This window comes from Aquimonas voraii (assembly GCF_900101825.1).
GTDB classification, from domain to species: domain Bacteria; phylum Pseudomonadota; class Gammaproteobacteria; order Xanthomonadales; family Xanthomonadaceae; genus Aquimonas; species Aquimonas voraii.
In genome coordinates this window covers 620,376-642,760 of the sequence record NZ_FNAG01000002.1, presented here as the reverse complement: position 1 = coordinate 642,760, position 22,385 = coordinate 620,376, and the positions used below count along the sequence as shown (strand labels likewise).

The window sequence follows — 22,385 nt, the reverse complement described above, 5'->3', positions numbered from 1 at the left end:
TCGCCCGGCGTCGATGCCACGCCGACGCGTTCTGGCCCGGGCATCGCGGATCCAAAACAGGGGTCAGAGTGCACTTTCCCCGATTTGGCGGGACAGCGTTAACTGCTCTGCACTAGAAACTGCTTGATAAGAGCTTCGCCCTCGGTGACGCTGCCACAGAGGCGGTGCATGTCAAGCTAGTTGCCGCCTAGTTCATGCCGCTTTTCGCTTACTTTCCGCCTCCGGTTGAGCCTTGCCCGCGAGGCAGTCGCGCTCGGGGTTGAGGGTGATCGGGCCGATCGGCTTCCAGTTGCGGGTATTGCGACGCCAGCGCTGTGGATTGCGTTGACGCGCGGTCTGATAGAGGGCGTGGCGCCGCGCGAGGATGTGAGGGTCTTTGCCCGCGTGTCGCTCCGCTGGCGTGACGTAGCGCAGGCCGCTGTGGCGGTGCTCTTCGTTGTACCAAGCAACGAACTGCGCGGCCCAGCGGCGTGCGGCGGCGAGGTCGGCAAAGCCCTCCACGGGGAATCCCGGTCGATACTTGGCGGTGCGGAAAATCCGGGGTCAGAAAATCCGGGGTCAAGAAAATCCGGGGTCAGGTCTTGTTTTGCCACATGCGAAGAATGGGGTCAGGTTCACTTTTGGCTGTCAAATCCGCTCCACGCTTGCTGCGAAAACGTACTCCGACCCACGTTTTGACCTGCGTTTTGGACGCTAGCGTTGCAGACTGTACTCACTGGAGGTCAACCGCCCTGGTGGAGTTAAGCGTTTTGCCCAGCGAGGATTGCCATTCGCTCGTGCGCGTTATGACGCCATCCTCAACCAGAAAGTTGATGATGCAATAACTGGGCGTCGCACTCTCAGGGAAAGCAGAACAATCGCTCTCAACCTGGAAGGAGAACGTAGCCGGAGCATGGCTTCTCGAAAACAGGACAAGCTGCTTTGGAAGCAGAGCGGAGCCTGCTGCACCCTCCGGGAAATCGAATCTATACCGTCGTCCGGCTACCCTAACCGAAATCACACACCCCCTTTCGTCGCACCCGATCGCAATTCGATCGCCGCCGGAATATCGGACTTCCACACGCTCTATGGCTCCTTCGATGGGTGCGATGGCAAAGGCACTGCCATATCTCAGGGAAATAGCAAGAGCAGAGACAATGACTGCACCCCTTCTCGCGGTCGAGCCATCTCGGGCGAACCCCGGGCGTTCCATGTGCTGTTCCCTCGTTGCTGTTGTCGACAGCCCCCACAAGACGCTGCAAGAAGGGGGGTCAGGTTCACTTCTCCCTTAAGCTTGGGCGACCACAAAAAGCGAGAACAGGGATGAGAGTGCAATCTATGGAGGCAGTCAAGTGCGCATTCTTTGGTGGCTGCCAGATCCCCTGCGGGACGGCGCTTAAGGTCCACCCTGAACCCTTTTGGGGACGCCGTTCTTGAAGCGCTGAGAAGCGCAAGGCGGCAAGTACGCTCAGCCGCGGGCTCTCGGGCCGGTGATCGCAAAGCCGCAGGTGGCTCAAAAGCGATCGTCGGGCGCGAGCGCGTGTCCGTTTGCAAGAACGGGGTCTGCAAGAACGGGGTCAGGTTCACTTTGTGCCCCAGCATGAACTTTCGCATGGCCGCCGCACGCTTGGGTGCTAGCCCGCGCTGGCGCAGGTGGTCGAGGTTTGCGGCTTCCGTGTAGGTGGCGCGTAGAGGATGCGCTGGTACTCGCGGCCGCGGCATCGATGGCGGGCTGCAGCGGGCCCCAAGTTCTCTGAGCCAGAGCCTCCTTCGGCTTCCGTCGGACGTGCCGAGAATGCTGCGGCCACGCTGTGGCTCACCGCATCGCTCCACCGCCAAGGCGGCAGCTTCGGTGGCGTTGGGTGTCTGGCTTGCGGCACAGCGAGTGCCACTCTAGTATCACTCCGAAAAGGGGGTGGAAAAGGGGGTCAGGTTCACTTCTCCCTTGAGCTTGGGCGACCACAAAAACAAGAACAGGGATGAGAGTGCAATCTATGGAGGCAGTCAAGTGCGCATTCCCTGGTGGCTGCCAGATCCCCTGCGGGATGGCTCTTAAGGCCCACCGTGAGCCCTTTTTGGGACGCCGTTCTTGAAGCGCTGAGAAGCGCAAGGCGGCAAGTACGCTCAACCGCGGGCTCTCGGGCCGGGGATCGCAACGCCGCAGGTGGCGCAAATGCGATCGTCGGCCGCGAGCGCGTGTCCGTTTGCGCATCGAGCCCGTCGAACCAGCTCCGGTTTGCGGTACACCGAATACAGAACGGCAAAGGCGACGCCGTAGAAGAGCATCCAGTGCCCCGAGAAGCCTCGCAGGACTGCGGACGAGAGGGCGTCGTCGCCACTGGGCCGCGCGTCGACTTCAGTGAAAGCAAGGAAGAAGTTGACGATGGCATAGACAAACAGACCCGCCGTCACATAGCGCATCCACGTGGGACAGCCTGCCAGCACGTTTCTCCAGGCACCCTGGGATCGCTGTCCCCAATTGATTCGAAGGGCCAGCAGGACCACAGGACCCCAGAGCACGAAGATGCCGATGTGAAGCCCGAACACGCTGTTTCCGCCCGGCGGCAGACTGCCCGCCAAAGCAAGCAGGTGAGTGGCGAGGCTCGCAAGGAATCCAAGCGCGGCCAGGCTTAGGAAGGGGGGCAGAATCAATCGCACAAAGGCTCCGTTTTCGATGGGCACTGTAGGCAAGGAAATAGGGAACTCAGCGGCTGCGCGGATGGAGCTTCCGTTTCAGAACCCAGCAAGATCCGCGCGGGGGGTCTTGTTTTGCCACATGCTCCCTGCCCCACGCCACCGGATCAATGGGGCCAGGGTCATTTTCGGGTGATCTGGGGCGGCCGCGGGGACGGACTGTGGTGGCGCGCTGGGTGAGGGCTTCGATCTGCGCGCGCAAACGGTCACTCCCCCAGACGCGTTGCTGTTGGGTGTGGGCGCGCAGGTCGGCAGTGTCCTGGGGGTCGAGGGCTTCTGCGATGAGTTGCCGGTAGGCGCGTGGGCGTTCGTCGTCGGTGCTGCCGAGTCGCAGGTACGCGACATGTGGGGTGACGCCCGGATCGTGGCTGCCGTAGGCATTGCGGGCGTGGCTGGACCAAGGGTACTCGCGGGCCCCCGGCACCCTGCCCGCGCGTACCGGGTTCAGCTCGATGTAGCGATAGCCTAAGAACGGGGTCAGGTTCACTTCTTCCGGGTTGAGGCTAAGAACGGGGTCAGGTTCACTTCTTCCGGGTTGAGGAGGTTCCGAGCAAGAACAGCAAGAACAGCAGTCAGGGTGCACTTCTGGGAGACGATTGACTGCGCAATCTGGGTTGACGGTCAGCTCCCCTGAGGCCAGCCCGAGAATGTGCTCTGCGCCCTGACTTGGCAACGGCCCTGCATGCCCCGCAGTCCAGCAACACCCACTTTCGACAGGGCCGATGACTCGCCTGGCGCAGGTGTCATCCGCGTCAGCGCGCGTCACCCTCGTGTTTTCCTCAGGAGGGAGTCGCCATGCATGCCATCCACCTTCGCCCGGCGTCGATGCCACGCCGACTCGTTCTGGCCCGGGCATCGCGGGTCGGATTGTGCGTGGGCGCGCTGGCCTTGCTGCCCGCGCTCGGCCTCGCCGCGGATCCGCCGATCAAGCTCAACGCTCCGCTGACCGAGGGCGGAGACGTCAGCTTCCCGATCATCAGCCCGGACGGACGCACCGTCCTGTATGCGGCAGATCAGGACATCGATGGCCGGACCGAGCTCTTCAGCGTTCCGATCGGTGGCGGCAGCACACCGATCAAGCTCAATCCACCGGTCGGAGGCAGCGGCGTCTTCAGCGTCATCACCCGGATCACGGCCGACAGCGCCGCGGCGGTCTTTCGTGCCAACGGAAACCTGTTCAGCGTGCCGGTCGGGGGCGGACCCCCGGTACGCCTCAACCGGCCCCTGCCTGCGGGCGGCATCGTGTTCTCCTTCCAACTGAGTCCGGATGGCAGCACGGTGGTCTACAACGCCGACCAGGACACCGACAACGTTCGCGAGATGTACAGCGTGCCCGTCGCGGGCGGCAGCGTGACGCGCCTCAATGCGCCCATGACCCCCGGCGGCAACAGCGTCGGCTCGGGACGCATCAGCCCCGACGGCAGCACGGTGATCTACCGCGCCGATCAGGACACGCACGACGTGTTCGAGCTCTTCAGCGTGCCGATTGGCGGCGGCAGCGTCACCAAGCTCAACCCGCCCCTGCCCAGCGACGCCGATGTCGGAGACGAGAACTTCGAATTCAGTCCGGACGGCAGTACGGTGGTCTTCGCCGTGACCGAAGGGACCCTGGGCAGGCGGGCGTTGTACAGCGTCCCGGCGCAGGGTGGCCCCGCCACGCGGCTCACGCCACCGCTGGTCGACGGGGGCCGGATCAACTTCCTCGGCTTCGAGCGCTACCGCATGATCTCGCCGGATGGAAGCCGGGTGGTCTACACCGCGGATCAGGACACCAACGATGAGGTCGAGCTGTACAGCGTGCCGATCGAAGGGGGCACCGTCACCCGACTCAACCCGCCTCTGCTGCCCGGACAGATTGTTGATTCGTTGTATGAGATCAGCGCCGACGGCAGCACCGTCGTGTACCAGACCTTCAGCGAATCAGAGCCCAACGAGTTGTTCAGCGTGCCAACGGTGGGCGGCCCGGTGACACGACTCAACGCACCGCTACCCAGCACGGACGAAGTCTTGTCCTTCCAGCTCAGCCATGACGGCAGCTTGGTGGTCTACACCACCTTCCCCCGCGGCGCGATTGCGCCGAGACCTAGCAAGGCCAGCGCTTCGCCCCAGGGAGACAGCTCTCCGCCCAACGGACTGTTCAGCGCGCCGATCGACGGTGGACCGGTGCAGACGCTGGCCACAGGCTTCGCCGAAGGCAGCGGCCTGAGCGACTTCAGTATCAGTCCGGACAATCAATGGGTGCTCTACACCGCCGATCAGGACACACCCGGCACCCTCGAGCTTTACCGCATCCCCCTACTCGGCGGTTCGGCGGAGAAGCTGAACGCGCCGGTGGTGAGCGGAGGCAACATCTTCAGCTTCGAGATCGCGCCCGACAGCAACACCGTGGTCTACCGCGGCGACCAGGACACCGATGACGTGATCGAGATCTTCAGCGTCACCAATGTCGGCGCCTGGCAACCGGGACAGATCTTCGAGAACGGCTTCGAGTAGAGGCAGGCCGCTCGACCGGTGCGGTGATGCCGGGGCATTGTCTTGCGAGGCGCGTGCTCTGCCCTGCCGCTGCCTCACCAACACCAGCGGCAGGCCCTGAACCGCCCCGGCTTTTCCGGAGGCTCCTTCCTTTGCGAGGATCGAGCGATGAGAAAGTCGGAAAACTACTCCCCCGAGACACGCGAGCAGGCGGTTCGTCCGGTTCTTGAACACCAGAACGGGCATGGCTCCCAATAGGCTGCGATCAGTTCGGTGGCAGCCAAGATCGGATGCACGGCCGAGACGCTGCGGCGCTGGGTTCGGCAGGCTGAGCACGATGCTGGCAAGCGGCCCGGCACCACGACCGACGAGGCCCATCGGATCAAGCAACTGGAGCGCGAGGTGCGCGAGCTGCGGCAGGCGAACGAGATCCTGCGCAAAGCCTGCGCCAATTTTGCCCAGGCAGAGCTCGACCGCCGTTTCAAACAATGACGGCGTCCATCAACGAACACCGCGACGCGTACGGAGTCGAGCCGATCTGCCGGCAGTTGGAGATCGCTAAGTCGACCTGCTAGGACCACCGCGCCAAGCGCACCGACCCGGATCTGAGATCGAACCGGTCGCTGCGGGATGAGGCGCCGTGCGCGGAGATCCTACGGATCTGGGAGGAGAACTTCGGCGTCTACGGCGCGCGCAAGGTCTGGCGCCAGCGGGTGCGCGAGGGCTATCGCGTGGCGCGCTGCACGGTCGAGCGGCTGATGCGTCGACTCGGCCTTGCCGGCATCGTCCGCGGCACGGGCACGCGGACCACGGTCAGCGACAAGGCTCAGCCGTGCCCGCAGGACTAAGGCAACCGGCAGTTCCGCGCCGAGCGGCCGAACCCGCTGTGGATCGCCGACTTCACCTACGTTTCGACCTGGCAGGGCTTCGTCCATGTCGCCTTCGTGATCGACGTCTACGCCCGCCGCATCGTCGGTTGGAAGGTATCGCGCTCGGCCAGGACGGACTTTGTGCTCGACGCCCTTGAACAGGCGCCGTGGGCGGGCAAGCCGACCCAAGGTGGCCTGATCCACCACAGCGATCGCGCCGTACGGTACGTCTCGATGCGCTACAGCGAGCGACGGGCCGAGGCGGACATCGAGTCGTCGGTGGGCAGCGTGGGCGACTCCTGCGACAACGCGATGGTCGAATCGATCATCGGCCTGTTCAAGACCGAGGTCATCGAACGACAGAGCCGGCCGAACCTGGAAGCCGTTGAGCTGGCTACGCTCAAGTGGCAGCACTGATACGACCACAAGCGCCTGCTCGGACCCATCGGGTACGTCCCGCCGGTGGAAGCCAAAGCGGCCTGCTATCAGCAACCCAGTGAGATGGGCAAGGCGGCCTGACTCACACCAAGGAGTCTCCGGGATTCCCCGGGGCGGTTCACTCCCCACGGGAGCACCCCAGCACACCTCGTCTTTGGTCAGGCCTCTCCAAGGAAGGGGCTCCGCAGCGGACCGCCCTTGCCGAGTGCGGGTCAGCCGGCGGCCCCAACGAGGCCCTTACCTGCCATTTCCGGCGGCGTATGATCGGGCGTGCGCGGGCGACCGGGGTCGGCCCGGCATCCGCGACCGCGCCCTCATGGGAGACGTTCCATGCGCCCGTTGAACATTGTGCTGGGAGTGGCTTTCGGACTTGCGGCAAGCACCGTCGTCGCGGTGCCGGTGAGTTTCCCCGGGGGCAACACCGGCGCCATTCCGGACAACGATGTCGTCAACGGTCGCGTCGTCACCTTCGCGGTTTCGGGCCTGGTGGGCACGCTGAGGGGCGTCGAGTTGACCACCAACCTGAGCCACACCTTTGCGGGCGACTTGACCGCGACCCTGATATCTCCGGGCGGGACGGCACGCTTGGTGATCTTCGGTCGTCCGGGTGCTGGGCGCGTGTCCACTTTTGGCGACAGCTCCAACTTTGGCGGCACCTATGCCTTCAGCGACCTCGGTCGCCCTGACTTGGTGCCCGCACTGACCGCGATCGATACCAACGGGACCCTCGGCTCGGGGACTTATCGCACCACCTCGCGGGGCGCTTCGGGCCGATCCAACGCGGGCGGCTGCCCGACCTCGCTGCGCGGGGTGTTCGGTGGCCTGACGGCGGCCGAGGTCAACGGGACATGGACACTGGTGGTGACCGATGCGGTCAACGGCGATGTCGGCACGATCGACACCAGCACCCTGACGCTGGACATGCAGGGCCCGTCCATATTCGCCAACGGCTTCGAAGCCGCTGCAGCCCTCGCGCCCGAAGCCAAGCTTGCGCTTGGCGCGCTGGCGCCGGCGCACTGCGTCAACAAGGTGCAGGCCGACTTCACCGGCGACGGGCTGACCGACTACGCGATCGCTCGCAGCAACGGCGGCACCGTTGGCTGGATCATCCGCGAGAATCTCGGCAACGGAACAGCGGCCGCGACCGAGCTCACCTTCAATCTCGGCAACGCGACATCTGACTTCATCGACAGCTTCGACCTGGATGGCGATCGGATCGCCGACCCTGCGGTGTGGACGCCGGGGCCGAACGAAAGTGGCCGTTTTCAGGTGAGACTGTCCTCCCGCAACGGTGCCGTGCGCGAGGTGGTCTTCGGGCAGACCGGCGACGACCCCACGCAGAGCGGCGATTACGATGGTGACGGCATCGACGACCTGGCGGTCTACCGCAGTCCGCCTTTCGGCTCCCCTGATGGCCCCCTGCAGCTCCGCTACCTGCGTTCCAGCAATGGCAGCGTCGGCGTGATCGGTACCGGAACCGGCGTGAGCGGCGATCAATTCGCGATCAGCGGCTTTGACTACAGCGGCGATGGCCTTGCCGATGTGGTGGTGCAGGAGCCCGACACGACCACGCCAGCCAACGCACGCTTCCGCATGCTCAACGCATCGTCCGGCGCGCAGTTCTCGAGCTTCGTGCTCGGCTTGGCGACGGACTTTCTGATTCCGGGCAGTCACGTCGGCTCATCCTGGGCCGATGTCACCGTGCGCCGGACGGTCAGCGGCAACCGCGAGTTGCGCAGCCGCGATTCGCAGACCGGAGTGGAGGCGCCGGTGGTGGTATTCGGCATCACGGGCGACGCCAGCATCAGCGGCGACTACGACGGCGACGGAGTGAGTGACCACGGGATCTGGCGGAGCAGTTCGACGCCCGGCGACAGCGCGTTCCAAGTCCGCCCAAGCGGCAACACCGCGAGCGTCTGGTCGATCCCGTTCGGCCAGGCTGCCGACTATCCGATAGCAGGCTCGCGGGTGCGCTGAGTCGGCCGCTTCCGCTGCAGATGCCGCTGGGCGTGCTTGCCTATAAGCAGGCACGCCGAAAGGCTGCGGTCACCTGCGAACGGGGTCCGCCGGATTCTGCATCGCTTCAGAACCACTCCCCGCGCATCGCGAAGAACGAGTCCTCGAAGCCAGCCACCAGACCGATCGCGTGCATCGCCGTCGGCAGCTCCTGCTTGAGGAAGTAGCGGCAGGTCTGCAGCTTGCCGCGCAGGAAGTCAGCGTCGCCCTGCCCCGCGTCGAGCTGCTGCTGCGCGACGAGCGCCTGCTTCAGCCACAGCCAGCCGACCACGGCGTGGCCGGCGGCGTGCAGGTAGTGGCTCGCGTTGGCGAGCGCCAGGCCGGCCTCGCCGCGCTGCATGCGGCTGGCGACGCTGGCGGCGGTGACGCCGACCTTCTGGGTCAGCACGCGCAGCATCACCGTGGCTTCGATCCAGTCGGGGTGCAGGGCCGCTGCCGACAGCGTGGCCTCGATGCGCTGGCCGAGCAGGCGCAGGGCCGCGCCCTGATCGGCCAGCGCCTTGCGCGCCAGCAGGTCGATGGCCTGGATGCCGTTGGTGCCCTCGTGGATCGGGTTCAGGCGGTTGTCGCGCCAGAGCTGCTCGACCGGGTATTCGCGGGTGTAGCCGTAGCCACCCAGCACCTGGATGGCGTGGTCGGAGGCCTGCACGCCGAACTCCGAGCACCAGCCCTTGACGATGGGGGTCAGCAGGTCGAGCAGGCGGCCGGCTTCCTCGCGCTCGCTTTCGTTCACCGCGTGCGCTTTCAGGTCGACCAGGCTGGCCGCGTACAGGCACAGCGCGTAGCCACCTTCGACCAGGGCGCGTTGGCGCAGCAGCAGGCGGCGCACGTCGGCGTGCTCGATGATGGCGACGGGCTTGGATTCCGGGTCGCGGTTATCCACCGGCCGCCCCTGCAGACGCTCGCGGGCGTACTGCAGCGCATACAGATAGCCGCGGTAGGCCAGCATGACCGCGCCGATGCCGACGCCGATCCGCGCCTCGTTCATCATGTGGAACATCGCCGCCAGGCCCTGCTGCGGCTGGCCGACCAGCTCGGCCACGCACTCGCCGCGCTCGCCGAACTTCAGCACCGTGTTGACGATGCCGCGCTGCCCCAGCTTGTGGTTCAGGCCGGCCAGCTGCACATCGTTGCGCTCGCCGACTTGCCCATCGGCGCCGATGTGGTTGCGCGGCACCGCGAACAGGCTGATGCCGCGGGTGCCGGCCGGCGCGCCCTCGATGCGCGCCAGTACGAGGTGGATGATGGTTTCGCCCAGCGTGTGCTCGCCGCTGGAGATCCACATCTTCTGACCCTCCAGGCGGTAGCTGCCGTCGGCCTGCGGGATCGCGCGCGTGCGGATGTCGCCCAGCGAGCTGCCAGCCTGCGGCTCGGACAGGCACATCGTGCCGAAGAAGCGCCCGGCCAGCAGGGGCTCGGCGTAGCGGCGGATCTGTTCGGGCGAGCCGTGGGCCAGCAGCAGATGCGCCGCACCGCGGGTCAGCAGTCCGTAGCCCGCCGCGGCGGTGTTGGCGCCCATGAACAGGCCGTCGGCGGCCAGCGCCACCGTGTAGGGCAGGCCCAGGCCACCGTGCTCGACAGGTGCGGCAGCGGCGTTGAAGCCGCCCTCGGCATAGGCGCGGGTCACCTCGCGGGTCGATGCCGGCAGCAGCACCTCGCCCTCGACGAAGCGCGGCTCCTCGCGGTCGGCCTCGGCGGCCTGCGGCAGGAAGACCTCAGCGGCCAGCGCGTGGGCGGCGTCCAGCACGGCCGCCAACGAGTCCTCGCCGTGCTCGGCGAAGGCCGGCAGGCGCAGCAGGGCCGGCAGGTCGAGCACCTGGTGGAGCATGAAGTGCTGGTTGCGCAAATCGACCAGGGGGCTCGGAGTCATGCAGGCATCCATCGCATAGGCAAGCACCGAAGCGTAGCAGCGCGGCTGCGCGGATCCGCGAAATCCGCGGCCAAGGCAAGGCTGAAGAATTCGGCGTTGTCGCGCGCCAAGGAGGGCGCGCCCGCGGATCGAGCAGGTAAGTGCTTGATCCAGCGAAAGCGAGTCCGGACCTGTGCCGGACTCGCGATCACTGATCAAGGCCAGGATGGACTTGATCAGTGTTGCCCTAAAGTTTCCGAAGGCCCGGCCGCTACTCCGACCAGCGGAACTCCTGTTCCGCCTCTCATGAGGAGCACGGCCATGCGCATTGTCGCCACCGAACTGCAGCTCGCTTCCGCGCGCGAATTCCGGCAAACGGAAACCCGTGAGGAGCGGCTGGATCTGCGGATCGGCCCGTCCCCCGCGCAGGCGCGGCCCGAGGTCGAGCTGTCGGCGCGCGGGCGTGAGCTGGCCCTGCAGGTCGGCGCTGGAGAGTCGCCGCTGCTGGCGCCGGAAGAAGTCGCCGCCACCGATGAAGCGGGCGCGCGCAACGATCCCAACCTGAGCCTGCTGATCCGCCTGATCGAGACGCTCACCGGGCGGCCGGTCAAACTCTTCGACGCCAGCCAGTTGAACGCGTCGGGTGGCACCGATTCGACCCAGCCGGCCGCCAGCGCATCGGCAAGCCCGCCCCCCGCGCCCGCCGAGTCCGACCCCGGTTTCAGCCTCGACTACCAGTACCGCGCCACCCGCAGTGAGTACGAACGCACCTCGGTCAGCGCGCAGGGCGAGGTGCTGACCGCCGATGGCGCGCGCATCCGCTTCTCGCTCGACCTGTCGATGGAACGCGCCTACAGCGAGACCGTCGAGCTGCGCCTGCAGGCCGGCGCTGCCGCCCAGCGCAAGGACCCGCTGGTGATCAACTTCGACGGCCGCGCCGCCCAGCTCAGCGATCAGCGCTTCGCGTTCGACCTCGATGCCGACGGCCAGACCGAGGCCCTGCCGATGCTGCGCTCGGGCAGCGGCTTCCTCGCCTTCGACCGCAACGTCGATGGCCGCGTCAACGACGGCAGCGAGCTGTTCGGCGCCAAGACCGGCGATGGCTTCGGCGAGCTTCTGGCCTTCGATTCCGACGGCAACGGCTGGATCGACTCGGGCGACACGATCTTCGGCCGGCTGCGGGTCTGGATGCCCGACCCCACCGCACCGGAAACCGGCAAGCGCTCGCGCGAGGAAGAGGAGCGGCGCAACGGCAGCCAACTGCTGACGCTTGAGGAGGCCGGGGTGGCGGCGATCAGCCTGCGCCCGATCAGCAGCGCCTTCGAGCTGCGCGGCGCGAACAACAGCGATCTCGGCCAGGTGCGCAGTACCTCGCTCTACCTGAGCACGGCGGCCACCGCCGGCGTGGTGCAGCAGATCGACCTCAGCGTCTGATCGCAGTCAAGCGCGTGTCCACCACTGTGGGCAGACTGGCACGGCTGGCAGCATCGGCTGCGCACAGGGGAAGCTGGTGATGGGATTCGTGGACGCGCCCCTCCAGGGCGCCAACGGCGTGATCGCGCTGGGCGGATTGGAAGACATCGAGGCCTATGTGGCCGCGACGGCTCAGGGCAGCACTGACTGGTCGTTGACGGCGCTGCGGCATCCGATCGAGCACCTTCGGACAGTGAGCAGGCTCACCGATTCACGCCTGAAGGAGGCCGAGCAGCTCGGCCTGCCGGTGCTGCTCTCGCCGGTGCTCGACGGCGAGGAGGGGACCCTTGCGCTGGTGCCGCCGGCGCGCGCCCGCCAGCTGCGCGCCGTGCCGCTGCTGCGCATCAACGGACGCATCGCGGTGGCGATGGAGAACCCGCTTGATGCCGCCGCACTGGAGCAACTCGACTTCCTCTCGCGCCAGCGTGTGGTGCCGCTGCTGGCCGACAGCGAGGTGCTGGGCGCGCTGCTGGCGATGAGCTACGACCGCATTGAGGACATCCACGTGGTCCACGAGCTGGGGCTGGACCCTGGCCTGCGCGCCAGCGAGACCAGCGACCGCGACAACGAGCGCCTGGCCCGCGAACGCAGTGTGGTGCGGATCATCCACGACCTGCTGGTCGATGCGCTTTCCCGGCGCGCCTCGGACGTGCACCTGCGCCCGGCCGAGGATGGCCTGGAGTTGCTCTACCGCATCGACGGCGAGCTGCTGCCGGTGCGGCGCTTCCTGCCGGCGCTGGCGCCAGCCCTGATCAGCCGCATCAAGGTGATCGGCCTGATGAACCTGGCCGAGCACCGGCGCCCGCAGGACGGCCGCTGCAGCCTCACGCTCGACGACGGCCGCAAACCGGACATGCGCATTTCGATCATGCCCACCGTCTGGGGCGAGGGGGCGGTGATCCGTCTGCTCAACACCACCGACAGCCTGAAGGACATTGATGGGATCGGCTTCAGCGCGCAGGACCGCGCGGTGATCCGCCGGGTGATGGAGCGCAGCCACGGCATGTTCCTCGCCACCGGGCCAACCGGCTGCGGCAAGTCGACCACGCTCTACGCCCTGCTGCTGGAGCTGCGCCGACGCGCGCTCAACATCCTGACCGTGGAAGACCCGGTCGAGTACCACATCACCGGCCTGCAGCAGATGCAGGTCAACCGCGCCGCCGACTTCACCTTCGCCAGCGCGCTGCGCAACATGCTGCGCCACGACCCTGACGTGATCATGGTCGGCGAGATCCGCGACCGCGAGACCGCCGGCATCGCGGTCGATGCCGCGCTGACCGGCCACCTGCTGCTGAGCACCCTGCACACCAATACCGCGGCGACCACGATCACCCGCCTGCTCGATCTGGGCGTCGAGTCCTATCTGCTGCGCAGCTCGCTGCTCGCAGTGTTGGCCCAGCGCCTGGTGAAGGTGAACTGTCCGCACTGCCGCGAGCGCGAGGCCGGCGAGGCGCACATGCGCGAAGCCCTGTCGGTGGCCGAGCAGGAGACATTCCAGCGCGGCCGGGGCTGCCCACAATGCGGAGGCCACGGCGTCAAGGGCCGTCGCGCGGTCTACGAGCTGCTGGAAGTCACGCCGGAGATCCGCCGATTGATCGTGCCTGGCGCAGAGGCCGATCGCATCCATGAAGCAGCGCTCGCTGGTGGAATGCGCTCGATCACACAATCGGCGCTGGAACTCGCAAGATCCGGGGAAATCACCCTCGCGGAGGCATATCGGGTGCGTACGGATTAGACTCGCGGGCTTGTCGCCACGCTTCCTGCCGGAGTCCTGCATGCAGTTCGACGCCCTCTTCGACCACGCCAGCGCCCTGCCGACGGTGCCCAAGGTGGTCCAGGAGTTGATCAGCAGCCTCGACGACGACAACGTGCTGATCGGCGAGCTCGCGCCCAAGATCGCGGCCGACCCGGTGCTGTCGGCGCGCCTGCTGCGGCTGGCGAACTCCGCCTATTACCACCCGCCGCGGCCGATCGGCACCATCGACGACGCGCTGCGCATGCTGGGCTTCTCGACCGTGCGCACCCTGGTGATCAGCGCGGGCCTCACCAGCAGCTTCCGGCCGATTCCGGGCCTCGACCTCGCCGCGTTCTGGCGCTACAGCCTGAAAGCGGCGGTGATCGGCCGCTGGCTGGCCAAGCCGGCCGGCGTCGACCCCAACCAGGCCTTCACCGTCGGTCTGATGCACGCCATCGGTCAGTTGGTGATGCATGCCGCTATGCCGGAGAAGATGCTGGCCGTGGCGCGTGTGGCGGGCGGCTTCGATCCGCGGCGCAGCGACGTCGAGCGTCATTCCTTCGGCTACAGCTTCCCGCAGGTGGGTGCGCGCCTCGCCGAACTGTGGCGCTTCCCCAATGCCTATCCGGCTGCGCTGAAGGCCTGGAATGAACCGCTGGAGCTGGCCGAATTCGACCGCCTCGCGGCGGTCATCCACGTCGCCGCCTGGCGCGCCCGCTGCGACGAAAATGGGCTTGAGCCGGACGAGATCGCCGGCACGGTGCCGGCACAGGTGCTGGATGCGCTGCAGCTCGATGAGGCCGTGCTCGAAGACATGCCCAGCCCGCGCGAACTGGCCGCCGAGTTCGAAGGCCTGATCGGCTGAGCGGCGGGCCTCAGCCCGTCGCCACCGCCCCGCCCAGCACGCCCATGAAGCCGCGGTAATAGGCCAGCTCGGCCACCGACTCGCGGATGTCCGACAGCGCCGTGTGCGCGCCGTTCTTCTTCAGGCCCTGGGCGACCTGCGGGGCCCAGCGCTTGGCCAGCTCCTTGACTGTCGACACGTCGAGGTTGCGGTAGTGGAACCAGCGCTCCAGCGCAGGCATCTCGCGGGCCAGGAAGCGACGGTCCTGACAGATGCTGTTGCCGCACATCGGCGATTTGCCGGCCGGCACCCAGGCCTTCAGAAACTCGATCGTGCGCGCCTCGGCCTCGGCCATCGACACCTGCGACTCCACCACGCGTTGCCACAGGCCGGAGCGGGTGTGGGTGTCCCGATTCCAGTCGTCCATCGCCTGCAGGCGCTCGACGGGGTGATGGATCGCGATCTCGGGGCCTTCGGCCAGCACATTGAGCTCGCTGTCGGTCACCAGGGTGGCGATTTCGATGATGCTGTCGCGATCGGTGTCGAGACCGGTCATTTCCAGGTCGATCCAGATCAGGCGAGTGTCAGGCGGAAGAACAGGCGACGCAGCAGGCGTATTCACGCGGAAGGATCCTTGGGTTCGGAGGGCTTGGCCCGCGCCCGACGGGCGCGGAAGAAATCACGCAGCAGGGCGCTGGCCTCATCGGCCAGCAGACCGCGGCAGACCTCGACGCGATGGTTGTGGCGCGGCGAGGTGAGCAGGTCGAAGACGCTGACCACAGCACCGGTCTTGGGGTCGTCGGCGGCGTAGACCACGCGCGCCACGCGCGCATGCACGAGGGCCATGGCGCACATCGCGCAAGGCTCCAGGGTGACGTAGAGCGTGCTGCCGGTCAGGCGGTAGTTGTGCTGCGCGCGGCCGGCCTCGCGCAGGGCGACGATCTCGGCGTGCGCGCTGGGGTCATGGTCGCTGATGGTGCGGTTCAGGCCGCGGCCGATGCACTGTCCGGAGGCATCCACCAGCACCGCGCCGACCGGCACTTCGCCCAGCCGGTCGCGCGCCTGTTCGGCCAGCGCCAGCGCCTCGCGCATCCATGCGATGTCGGCGTCGCTCGGGATACTGGCGTCGTGGAGGTGAGTGTGGCTCAAGGGTCGGAGATGTCAGGCGCAGCGGACGCGCATTGTCCCCTGTCGCGCGCCCGCCGTGAATGCCGGGACTTGCGCCGCTCGCAATCGACTGCTGTCCTGCACGCAGAGATGGAGATCCCGCCATGCCCTGCCCCACCAGTCCGCGCCTGCGCTTCGACGAGCTCGACCCCGACGATGCCGACTTCATCCTGCGCCTGACCAACAGCGAGGGTTGGCTGCGCTACATCGGCGACCGCGGCGTGCGCAGCCGTGAGGATGCGATCCGCTACATCGAGGACGGCCCGCGCCGGCTTTATCGCGAGTGCGGCTACGGCCTCTGGCGCATCAGCCGCATCGATGACCGGACGCCCATGGGCCTGTGCGGACTGGTCCGCCGCGACAGCCTGCCGGGGCCGGATCTGGGCTTCGCCTTCCTGCCCGAGTTCTGGGGTGCCGGCTATGCCCGCGAGGCTGCGCAGGCCAGCCTCGACTTCGCCCGCGAGCAGCTTCGGCTGCCCTCGCTGCTCGCGATTTGCCAGACCGACAACGCCGCCTCGCTGAAGCTGCTGGAAGCGATCGGATTCACGCGCGTCGAGCCGTTCACCCAGGAGGACGGGCATCAACTGTGGCGGCTGGAAGTGGCCTGGACGCGGGCGGACGCGACGGATCGGGAAGTGGTCGGCACCGCAGCTGCCGCGCTGGATCGCTGATCGAGCGCTCTGCCGAGCCGCTCGACGATACGATCGCACTGTCACCCGCCGGGGCCTCGACGCGGGCTGACGCTGTTCACTGATCGCGTCGCCGTGGAGCACCGCCACCCTGCCGACGGCGGCAGCCATTCGCGCTTGGCCGGCTTCAACGCAGCCAATCGATCAGCGCGCGGCGAACCGTCTCGGACTGCAGGAGCTGCAGATGTCCAGTGCGGGGAAGGAGCAGCTCACGATCCGCGGCACGCCCCAGCGCCGTGCCGCCCAGCGCGCTATCCACCGGCACCAGACCATCCCCCAGCCAGCGCGCCGCGGCGCCCGTCCCCGGTTTGCCCAGCTGCGCGGCCACCACGAGGCAGCTCAGATCGGTCGCCAGCGGCGCGGAGCCGTCGCCCAGCACCCTGCCCTCGCCAAGATCGAGGATGCCGCGGCTGCGCATCGCGCCCACTCGACGGAAGTGCTGCGCGTAGGGAATCCGCGCGAGCGTGCTCTGGAAGGCGCGCCCCATGCGCTCAAGCGGCGCCCCCTCGTTGGGCGTTCCCAGCAGCACGAGATCGCGCAGCGCGCGGCGCCACGGCAGGTCGGATTGGCGGGCCTGCAGTTCGGCGCTGCGCGCCACCAGCCCGCCCATGCTGTGACCGATCAGGCTGATACGCACCGGCGGCTGCGGCAGCGTGCGCAGCAGACCCTCCAGCGCCTCCGACAGCAGGCCGCCATTGCGCTCGATCGCAAGACCGCTGTTGTAACGGAAGTAGACCGGCAGCGCGCCCAGGGCCTCGGCCAGCACGGCGCCGTGACCGGCATCGCCGCGCCCGCTCCACTGCAGGTCGTTCATGCACAGGCCATGGACCAGCACCAGCAGATGCGATGGGGCCTGGGCGACCTCCGCTGGCGCCGAACCGATCCGCAGGCTTGGCCGGATCGCCAGCGGGCTCTCCATGAGCTCCAGCTGGTCTCCGCAAACGCCATTCAATGCTGCCAGCCAAGCCAGGCGCCGCGGGTCCGCGGCCTGCATCGCCGCACTCGGATGCGGTCCGCGCTCCGGATAGCGCGCGATCAGCTCCAGACCGCGCCCCAACAGGCCGTGGCCGTGCCTCACGGCCGCATAGACCCGACCGCTCAGACCGCCGCAGCGATCGGGGCTGGCGCCGGCGGACAGGCCCAGGGTTCGCCGCACCGACTGGTGCAGACCCTCGGTGATGTCGATCACCCCTCCGCTGCCACGGTGCAGCAGCAGAGCCAGTGCGCGCAGGTCGGCGGCGGTCCAGAGGGGGCGGGTCGGCTCGTGCTCGCGTTGGGTCATGCATGCTCCTGCCTGTGCGCGAAAGCCGCGGCGAATCACCGCGCGGATACTCGCCAGAGGCTGCGCCCTCGCGCTGGAGCAAAGACTCGGCCCCTGCTCCACCCGCACGCGGATGGCGGTCGCAGCGAGGGGTGTGGGCGCTGCGCTCGTTACACCCGTGGCGCACCCGCGTCCGCCGCCGGCGCGGCCAGCAGACTTGCGAGCTCGCCGTTGGCGATCAGGGCTTCAAGGTCGGTAGCGCCGCCGACGAGCTGGCCGCGCACGAACACCATGGGAAAGGTCGGCCAGCCCGTCCACATCTTCAGGGCATTGCGGCGGCGCCACTGCGAGAGGTAGCCGCCATAGCCCAGATAACGGTGTTCCACCCCGGCGCGTCCGAGCGCGCGGCGCGCGCGCCCGACGAAGGGGTTGCCGGCCATGCCGATGACCAGCACGGGCGAATGCGCCGCTGCCGCCCTGACTTCGTCCAGCAGATCGGCGTGCAGGCGGGCGACGCGTTCGCGGATCGCGGGGTGCAGTTGGGATTCATCGAGAATCGGACGCGGCATGGGGCAGTCACTCGGCGAGGCACATCGCCCGAGTGTGCAGCAGATCGCCGGCCTTCGGAACGCTGACAGCAGCGGCAGACCCCGCGAAAATGGCGGGCCCAGACACCCTCGACCGAGCCCATGTCCCGCTGGCGCCCCCCTGCCCCCGGCTCCACGCCGATCATCACCCGCGAGGGCTTCGAAGCCCTGCGCGCGGAGTTGAACCATCTCTGGCGCGAGAAGCGCCCCGAGGTGGTCAAGGCGCTGGCCGCCGCCGCCGCCGAGGGCGATCGCAGCGAGAACGCCGAATACACCTACCGCAAGAAGCAGCTCGGGGAGATCGACCGGCGTGTCCGCTACCTGAGCAAGCGACTGGAAGCCCTGAAGGTGGCCGAAGGTCGGCCGGCCGATCCGGAAGCGATCTTCTTCGGCGCATGGATCGAGCTTGAACGCGTCGAGGACGGCGAGGTCCTGCGCTACCGAATCGTCGGCCCGGATGAAACCGATGCGGCGCGCGGCTGGATCAGCATCGACTCACCGCTGGCGCGGGCCGCGTTGAAGAAGCGCATCGACGACGAGTTCGAGGCCCCGCTGCCCGGCGGACGCGTGCGCTTCGTCGTGCTGGACGTGCGCTACCAGGCCCCTGACTGAACCCGCACCCCGAGCCGCGTCCACGCACTCGACTCGCGCGCAGCTCGCCCCCCGATGGCAGGGGCGCCGGCCCGCGAAGGCCGGCGCCCGGGATTGCCTCAGTCGCTGCGGCCCGCGCTGCGCAGCGCCAGGGCGCCCATGCCGAGCATCAGCAGGATCAGACCGATCAGGCCACCGAAGCTGTTGGCGGGCACCGTGACGGCCGGGCGGAAGACCCCCACCTGGATCTGTTGCGTGCCGTTGAAGCCATTGGCGTCCGTCACCGACACCGTGAACGTGTAGTTGCCGGCGATGTTCGGAATGCCCGAGAGCAGGCCCGAGGGACTGAGGGTGACGCCCGCCGGCAAGGCCCCGGAGGCCACAGCAAAGGTGTAGGGGAAAGCACCGCCGCTGCCCTGCAGCTGGAGGCTGAAGGGACGGTTGAGGGTCCAGATCGTCGGCACGGTGGTCGAGATGCCGATCGTCGGCACCAGCACTTCCACCGTGTAGGCACGGGTCACCGTGCCCGGCGTGCCACTCGTGCTGTCAGTCACCGAAGCGGTGAAGTTGAAGGTGCCCGCCGCCGTCGGTGTGCCGCTGATCGCGCCGTCCGTCGCCAGCGTCACACCCGGCGGCAGAGCACCTGCCGACAGCGAGAAACTGTAGGGCGCGTTGCCGCCGGTGGCGGTGAGCTGCGCGCTGTAGGGCGCGCTGCCGGTTCCATTGGGCAGAGTCGAGGGCTGCAGGGTGAGCGTGGGCGCACCCACGACGAGCGTGTAGGCCTGGCTGCCCGTCTGGGCGTTGGCGTCGCTGGCGGTCACGGTGAAGTTGAACGTACCCGCCGCCGTCGGCGTGCCGGACAGGACGCCTGCCGACGTCAGGCTGAGGCCCGCGGGCAGCGCCCCGGCCGAGACGGAGAACGTGTACGGCGCGATCGCACCGCTCGCACTCAGGCTCTGGCTGTAGCTGCTGGCCGCAGAGGCTGCCGGCAGGGTGGCCGGATTCAGCGTGATCGTCGGTGCCGCCACGTCCAGGGTATAGGCGCGATTGACCGTGAACGGACTGCCCGTCCCTGTGCTGCCGGTATCGGTAGCGGTCACGGTGAAGTTGAAGCTGCCGGACGCCGTGGGCGTTCCGGAAACCGTCGCTCCCGAAAGGCTGAGGCCCGCCGGCAGCGCACCGGCCGTGATCGCATAGGTGTAGGGGCCGACACCGCCCGCGGCCGCGAACACCTGCGTGAACGCGGTGTTGTAGGCACCGCTGAGGTTGGCACCCACCGGGTCCAGCGTCAGCGTCGGGGTGCCGACGGTGAGCGTGAAGGCCTGACCCACCGAGAACGGCCCGTTGCCGGTGCTGCTGTCGGTCGCGGACACATTGAGGTTGAAGCTGCCCGCCTGGGTCGGCGTGCCGGAGATCGTCACGCTGTTGGCGGTCGTGGCGGTGATCGACAGGCCCGTTGGCAGGTTTGCCACCTGATAGGCCGTCCACGGCTGGGCACCGCCATTGAAGGTGAAGGTCTGGGTGTAGGCCGCGGCGACCGCGGCGGCGAAACCGCCACTCGGCGTGATCGTCACCACCGGATCCTGGACCGTGATGCTCACCGTCGCTGGCGCGGACGTGCCGCCGCTGTTGGTGGCGGTGTAGGTGAAGCTGTCCGCACCGGCATAGCCCGCGGTGGGCTGGTAGGTGATCGTGGTTCCGCTCACGACAGCGGTACCGCGCGTCGGCAGCGTGCCGAGGGCGAGGGACGTTGCCGACCCGCCGCTCAGGGTGAGCGGCACATTCGTCGCAGGCGCGTTGTAGGCCACGGTCAAGGCGGAGTTACCCGCAACCGGCGGCACATCGATCACGCTGATGGAGTAGGCCTGGGTCGCAGTGTACGGACCGGTGCCGGAGCTGCTGTCGGTCGCCGTGACGCTGAAGTTGAACGTGCCCAGTGCGCTCGGTGTTCCGGTGATGGCGCCCGTGCCGGGGTTCAGCGTCAAACCGCCCGGCAATGCGCCTGCCGTGACCGCATACGTATAGGGCGCGGTGCCACCTGAGGCCGCGGTGATCGAGGCCGAGTACGGGGCGCCCAGCGTACCGCCCGCCAGTGTGGCCGCCGGCAGCACGATGGTCGGCGGCGCGATGGTCAGCGTGTAGGCCTGGCTGCCAGCGAAGGGACCCGGGAAGGGGCTGGTGTCGGTGGCGGTGATGGTGAAGCTGAAAGTTCCGCCCGCGGTCGGGGTGCCGCTCAGCACACCACCCGGCGACAGGGTGAGACCGGCAGGCGGCGAACCCGCCGTGACCGCGAAGCTGTAGGGTGCGACGCCGCCGCTGGCCGTGACGGTCTGGCTGTAGGCCGCTGCCACCGTGCCGTTGGGCAGCGTGGCCGGGCTGATCGTCACCGGCACATCGTCGTTGGTGATCGTGCCAACGCCCTGGTTGTCCGCGATGGTGGCGTTCGTCGCGCCGCTGAGGTTCACGAAGAAGGTTTCGTTCGCCTCGGGCACGGTCTCGCCGATCACCGCGACGATCAGAGGCTGCGTGGTCGTGCCCGGGGCGAAGGTCAGTGTGCCGAAGGTATTGACGTAATCCGCGGGTTGGGTCGCGGTGCCGTCGGCGGTGGCGTAGTTGACGGTGACCGCCTGGCCGCTGGCGGCGCTCAGGCTCACGGAGAACAACGCGTTGGTCTGGCCGCCGTCGCCTTCGACCACGGTCACATCGTCGATCGACAAGCTGGGCTGCGGATCGTCGTTGTTGATCGTGCCGAGGCCCTGGCTGACAGCCGCAACCGCATTGACCACATTGGTGACGTTGACGAAGAAGGTTTCGTCAAGCTCGTTGAGCGTGTCGCCGTTGGCCTGCACGACGAAGAGGTAGGTGCTGCTCCCGGCCGGAATGGTCTGGCTGGTCAGGCTTTGCGCAACGTAGTCGACGCCGGCGGTGGCCGTGCCGTCGGCGGTGGCGATGTCGAAGATGACGCCGCCCGGGCCGGCGGGTGCACTCAGGGCTACCGTGAAGGTGAAAGCCGTGAGCCCGGAGTTTCCTTCGCTGAGAGTGACATCGTTGACCGTCAGGCTCGGCAGATCGTCATTGAGGATGGTGCCGGTGGCGGCGTTGGGCACGCCGACGGTATAGCCGGTGCCGGCGGCGAGGGTCAGGGTGACGGTCTCGTCGGCTTCGATGGTGGCATCTGCGGTGGGATTGACCTCCATCGTGATGGCGATGACGCCGGCAGGGATAACCATCGGCGAGGCGATCGTCGCATAGTCGGTGCCATTGGTGGCGGTGCCGCCGATGGTGTAGTTGACGCTGGTCGACGAGAACGCCGACTGGTCCAGGGCGAACCTGTAGACGAGGTTGGACGCGCCATCTTCCGCGACAGCGGCAGGGGACACCGTAATCGTGACGCTGGGCACGTCGTCGTTGAGGATCGTGGCGGTGGCGCTTGACGGTGAGCCCACCGTGTAGCCAGAACCGGCGGCAACCGAGAAGGTGACCGTCTCATCGGGCTCGACCGTGCCATCGACCGTCGGGTCGATGGTGAAGGTGGCCGTCGTGGCGCCTGCCGGAATAGTGACCGTGGCCGGCGCACCGGTGTAGTCCGCCCCCGAGGTCGCAGTCCCGGAGCCGCTGATGTTTACCACCGTCGGCGAGGACAGATTCAAACTGCGGGTCAGGGTGAAGGTCAGGTTGGTCACACCGTCTTCACTGACCGAGGCTGGCGACACCGAGATGC

General features: G+C 67.6%; 14 protein-coding genes, 4 pseudogenes and 1 other annotated feature. Of the genes and pseudogenes, 8 read left to right on the top strand and 10 right to left on the bottom strand.

Translation table 11 applies throughout. The features are described 5' to 3' along the window. Positions 1–192 precede the first annotated feature (192 nt). The 3 genes and pseudogenes from BLP83_RS07310 to BLP83_RS18220 all read right to left on the bottom strand — a co-directional run. Positions 193–537: pseudogene (locus tag BLP83_RS07310) on the bottom strand (integrase core domain-containing protein); the annotation flags it as partial. A 1,566-nt stretch (positions 538–2,103) separates the two neighbouring features. Further along, entirely contained in the window at positions 2,104–2,637 is a 534-nt protein-coding gene (locus BLP83_RS07305) for a hypothetical protein (RefSeq protein WP_091240939.1), read from the bottom strand. A gap of 46 nt (positions 2,638–2,683) precedes the next feature. Beyond that, a complete protein-coding gene (locus BLP83_RS18220) occupies positions 2,684–3,160 on the bottom strand; it encodes a hypothetical protein (RefSeq protein ID WP_143006586.1) in 477 nt (158 codons plus the stop codon). Between the two features lie 308 nt (positions 3,161–3,468). Between BLP83_RS18220 and BLP83_RS07295 the strand changes: the two genes are divergently transcribed. The 3 genes and pseudogenes from BLP83_RS07295 (at position 3,469) to BLP83_RS07285 (ending at position 8,429) form a co-directional block, all read left to right on the top strand. Beyond that, complete coding sequence (locus BLP83_RS07295; RefSeq protein WP_091240671.1) at positions 3,469–5,166, top strand: TolB-like translocation protein; 1,698 nt, start codon at positions 3,469–3,471, stop codon at positions 5,164–5,166. Between the two features lie 147 nt (positions 5,167–5,313). Then, positions 5,314–6,533, top strand: a pseudogene (locus BLP83_RS07290) (IS3 family transposase). Continuing rightward, positions 5,592–5,708: a sequence feature (AL1L pseudoknot), on the top strand. (Overlaps the previous pseudogene by 117 nt.) 189 nt (positions 6,534–6,722) lie before the next feature. Further along, complete coding sequence (locus tag BLP83_RS07285) at positions 6,723–8,429, top strand: FG-GAP-like repeat-containing protein (RefSeq protein ID WP_143006585.1); 1,707 nt, start codon at positions 6,723–6,725, stop codon at positions 8,427–8,429. A gap of 106 nt (positions 8,430–8,535) precedes the next feature. Here the strand turns inward: BLP83_RS07285 and BLP83_RS07280 are convergent, their stop codons facing one another. Next, entirely contained in the window at positions 8,536–10,338 is a 1,803-nt protein-coding gene (locus tag BLP83_RS07280; protein ID WP_091240936.1) for an acyl-CoA dehydrogenase, read from the bottom strand. A 300-nt stretch (positions 10,339–10,638) separates the two neighbouring features. On the opposite strand from BLP83_RS07280, the gene BLP83_RS07275 reads away from it, so the two are divergent. The 3 genes from BLP83_RS07275 to BLP83_RS07265 all read left to right on the top strand — a co-directional run bounded on the left by BLP83_RS07275 (position 10,639) and on the right by BLP83_RS07265 (position 14,390). Continuing rightward, entirely contained in the window at positions 10,639–11,751 is a 1,113-nt protein-coding gene (locus BLP83_RS07275) for a hypothetical protein (protein WP_091240665.1), read from the top strand. Between the two features lie 88 nt (positions 11,752–11,839). Then, positions 11,840–13,525 carry a GspE/PulE family protein gene (locus BLP83_RS07270; RefSeq protein ID WP_176764052.1) on the top strand — a complete coding sequence of 562 codons (1,686 nt, stop codon included), beginning with the start codon at positions 11,840–11,842 and terminating at the stop codon, positions 13,523–13,525. A 40-nt stretch (positions 13,526–13,565) separates the two neighbouring features. After that, a complete protein-coding gene (locus BLP83_RS07265) occupies positions 13,566–14,390 on the top strand; it encodes an HDOD domain-containing protein (RefSeq protein ID WP_091240660.1) in 825 nt (274 codons plus the stop codon). 10 nt (positions 14,391–14,400) lie between these two features. On the opposite strand, the gene orn is transcribed toward BLP83_RS07265, so the two are convergent. Continuing rightward, positions 14,401–14,991, bottom strand: coding sequence for an oligoribonuclease (orn, locus tag BLP83_RS07260; protein ID WP_281187112.1), 591 nt, complete (start codon positions 14,989–14,991; stop codon positions 14,401–14,403). Further along, positions 14,988–15,461, bottom strand: coding sequence for a tRNA adenosine(34) deaminase TadA (gene tadA / locus BLP83_RS07255; RefSeq protein ID WP_091240655.1), 474 nt, complete (start codon positions 15,459–15,461; stop codon positions 14,988–14,990). Before tadA ends, orn begins: the two co-directional genes overlap by 4 nt. 179 nt (positions 15,462–15,640) lie before the next feature. On the opposite strand from tadA, the gene BLP83_RS07250 reads away from it, so the two are divergent. Further along, complete coding sequence (locus tag BLP83_RS07250; protein WP_176764051.1) at positions 15,641–16,207, top strand: GNAT family N-acetyltransferase; 567 nt, start codon at positions 15,641–15,643, stop codon at positions 16,205–16,207. Between the two features lie 145 nt (positions 16,208–16,352). Here the strand turns inward: BLP83_RS07250 and BLP83_RS07245 are convergent, their stop codons facing one another. Beyond that, on the bottom strand, positions 16,353–17,507 hold the full coding sequence (locus BLP83_RS07245) for an esterase/lipase family protein (RefSeq protein WP_091240650.1): 1,155 nt from the start codon (positions 17,505–17,507) through the stop codon (positions 16,353–16,355). A gap of 149 nt (positions 17,508–17,656) precedes the next feature. Further along, positions 17,657–18,055, bottom strand: a complete 399-nt coding sequence (locus tag BLP83_RS07240) for a glutaredoxin (RefSeq protein ID WP_091240648.1) — start codon at positions 18,053–18,055, stop codon at positions 17,657–17,659. Positions 18,056–18,175: 120 nt separating this feature from the next. Here BLP83_RS07240 and greB point away from each other — a divergent pair, with 120 nt between their 5' ends. Next, positions 18,176–18,685, top strand: a complete 510-nt coding sequence (greB, locus tag BLP83_RS07235) for a transcription elongation factor GreB (protein ID WP_091240645.1) — start codon at positions 18,176–18,178, stop codon at positions 18,683–18,685. 98 nt (positions 18,686–18,783) lie between these two features. On the opposite strand, the pseudogene BLP83_RS19375 reads toward greB, so the two are convergent. Together BLP83_RS19375 and BLP83_RS19370 are read right to left on the bottom strand one after the other, a co-directional pair. Continuing rightward, positions 18,784–20,229: pseudogene (locus tag BLP83_RS19375) on the bottom strand (putative Ig domain-containing protein); the annotation flags it as partial. A 36-nt stretch (positions 20,230–20,265) separates the two neighbouring features. Then, positions 20,266–22,383 (bottom strand): annotated as a pseudogene (locus BLP83_RS19370) (Calx-beta domain-containing protein); the annotation flags it as partial. Positions 22,384–22,385 lie beyond the last annotated feature (2 nt).

What these genes read in the sequence shown, in the direction of transcription:
- BLP83_RS07245 (WP_091240650.1), bottom strand. Translation starts at nt 17,507, where the DNA reads ATGACCCAACGCGAGCACGAGCCGACCCGCCCCCTCTGGACCGCCGCC.
- BLP83_RS07265 (WP_091240660.1), top strand. Translation starts at nt 13,566, where the DNA reads ATGCAGTTCGACGCCCTCTTCGACCACGCCAGCGCCCTGCCGACGGTG.
- BLP83_RS07275 (WP_091240665.1), top strand. Translation starts at nt 10,639, where the DNA reads ATGCGCATTGTCGCCACCGAACTGCAGCTCGCTTCCGCGCGCGAATTC.
- BLP83_RS07240 (WP_091240648.1), bottom strand. Translation starts at nt 18,055, where the DNA reads ATGCCGCGTCCGATTCTCGATGAATCCCAACTGCACCCCGCGATCCGC.
- BLP83_RS07280 (WP_091240936.1), bottom strand. Translation starts at nt 10,338, where the DNA reads ATGACTCCGAGCCCCCTGGTCGATTTGCGCAACCAGCACTTCATGCTC.
- tadA (WP_091240655.1), bottom strand. Translation starts at nt 15,461, where the DNA reads ATGCGCGAGGCGCTGGCGCTGGCCGAACAGGCGCGCGACCGGCTGGGC.
- BLP83_RS07295 (WP_091240671.1), top strand. Translation starts at nt 3,469, where the DNA reads ATGCATGCCATCCACCTTCGCCCGGCGTCGATGCCACGCCGACTCGTT.
- greB (WP_091240645.1), top strand. Translation starts at nt 18,176, where the DNA reads ATGTCCCGCTGGCGCCCCCCTGCCCCCGGCTCCACGCCGATCATCACC.
- BLP83_RS07250 (WP_176764051.1), top strand. Translation starts at nt 15,641, where the DNA reads ATGCCCTGCCCCACCAGTCCGCGCCTGCGCTTCGACGAGCTCGACCCC.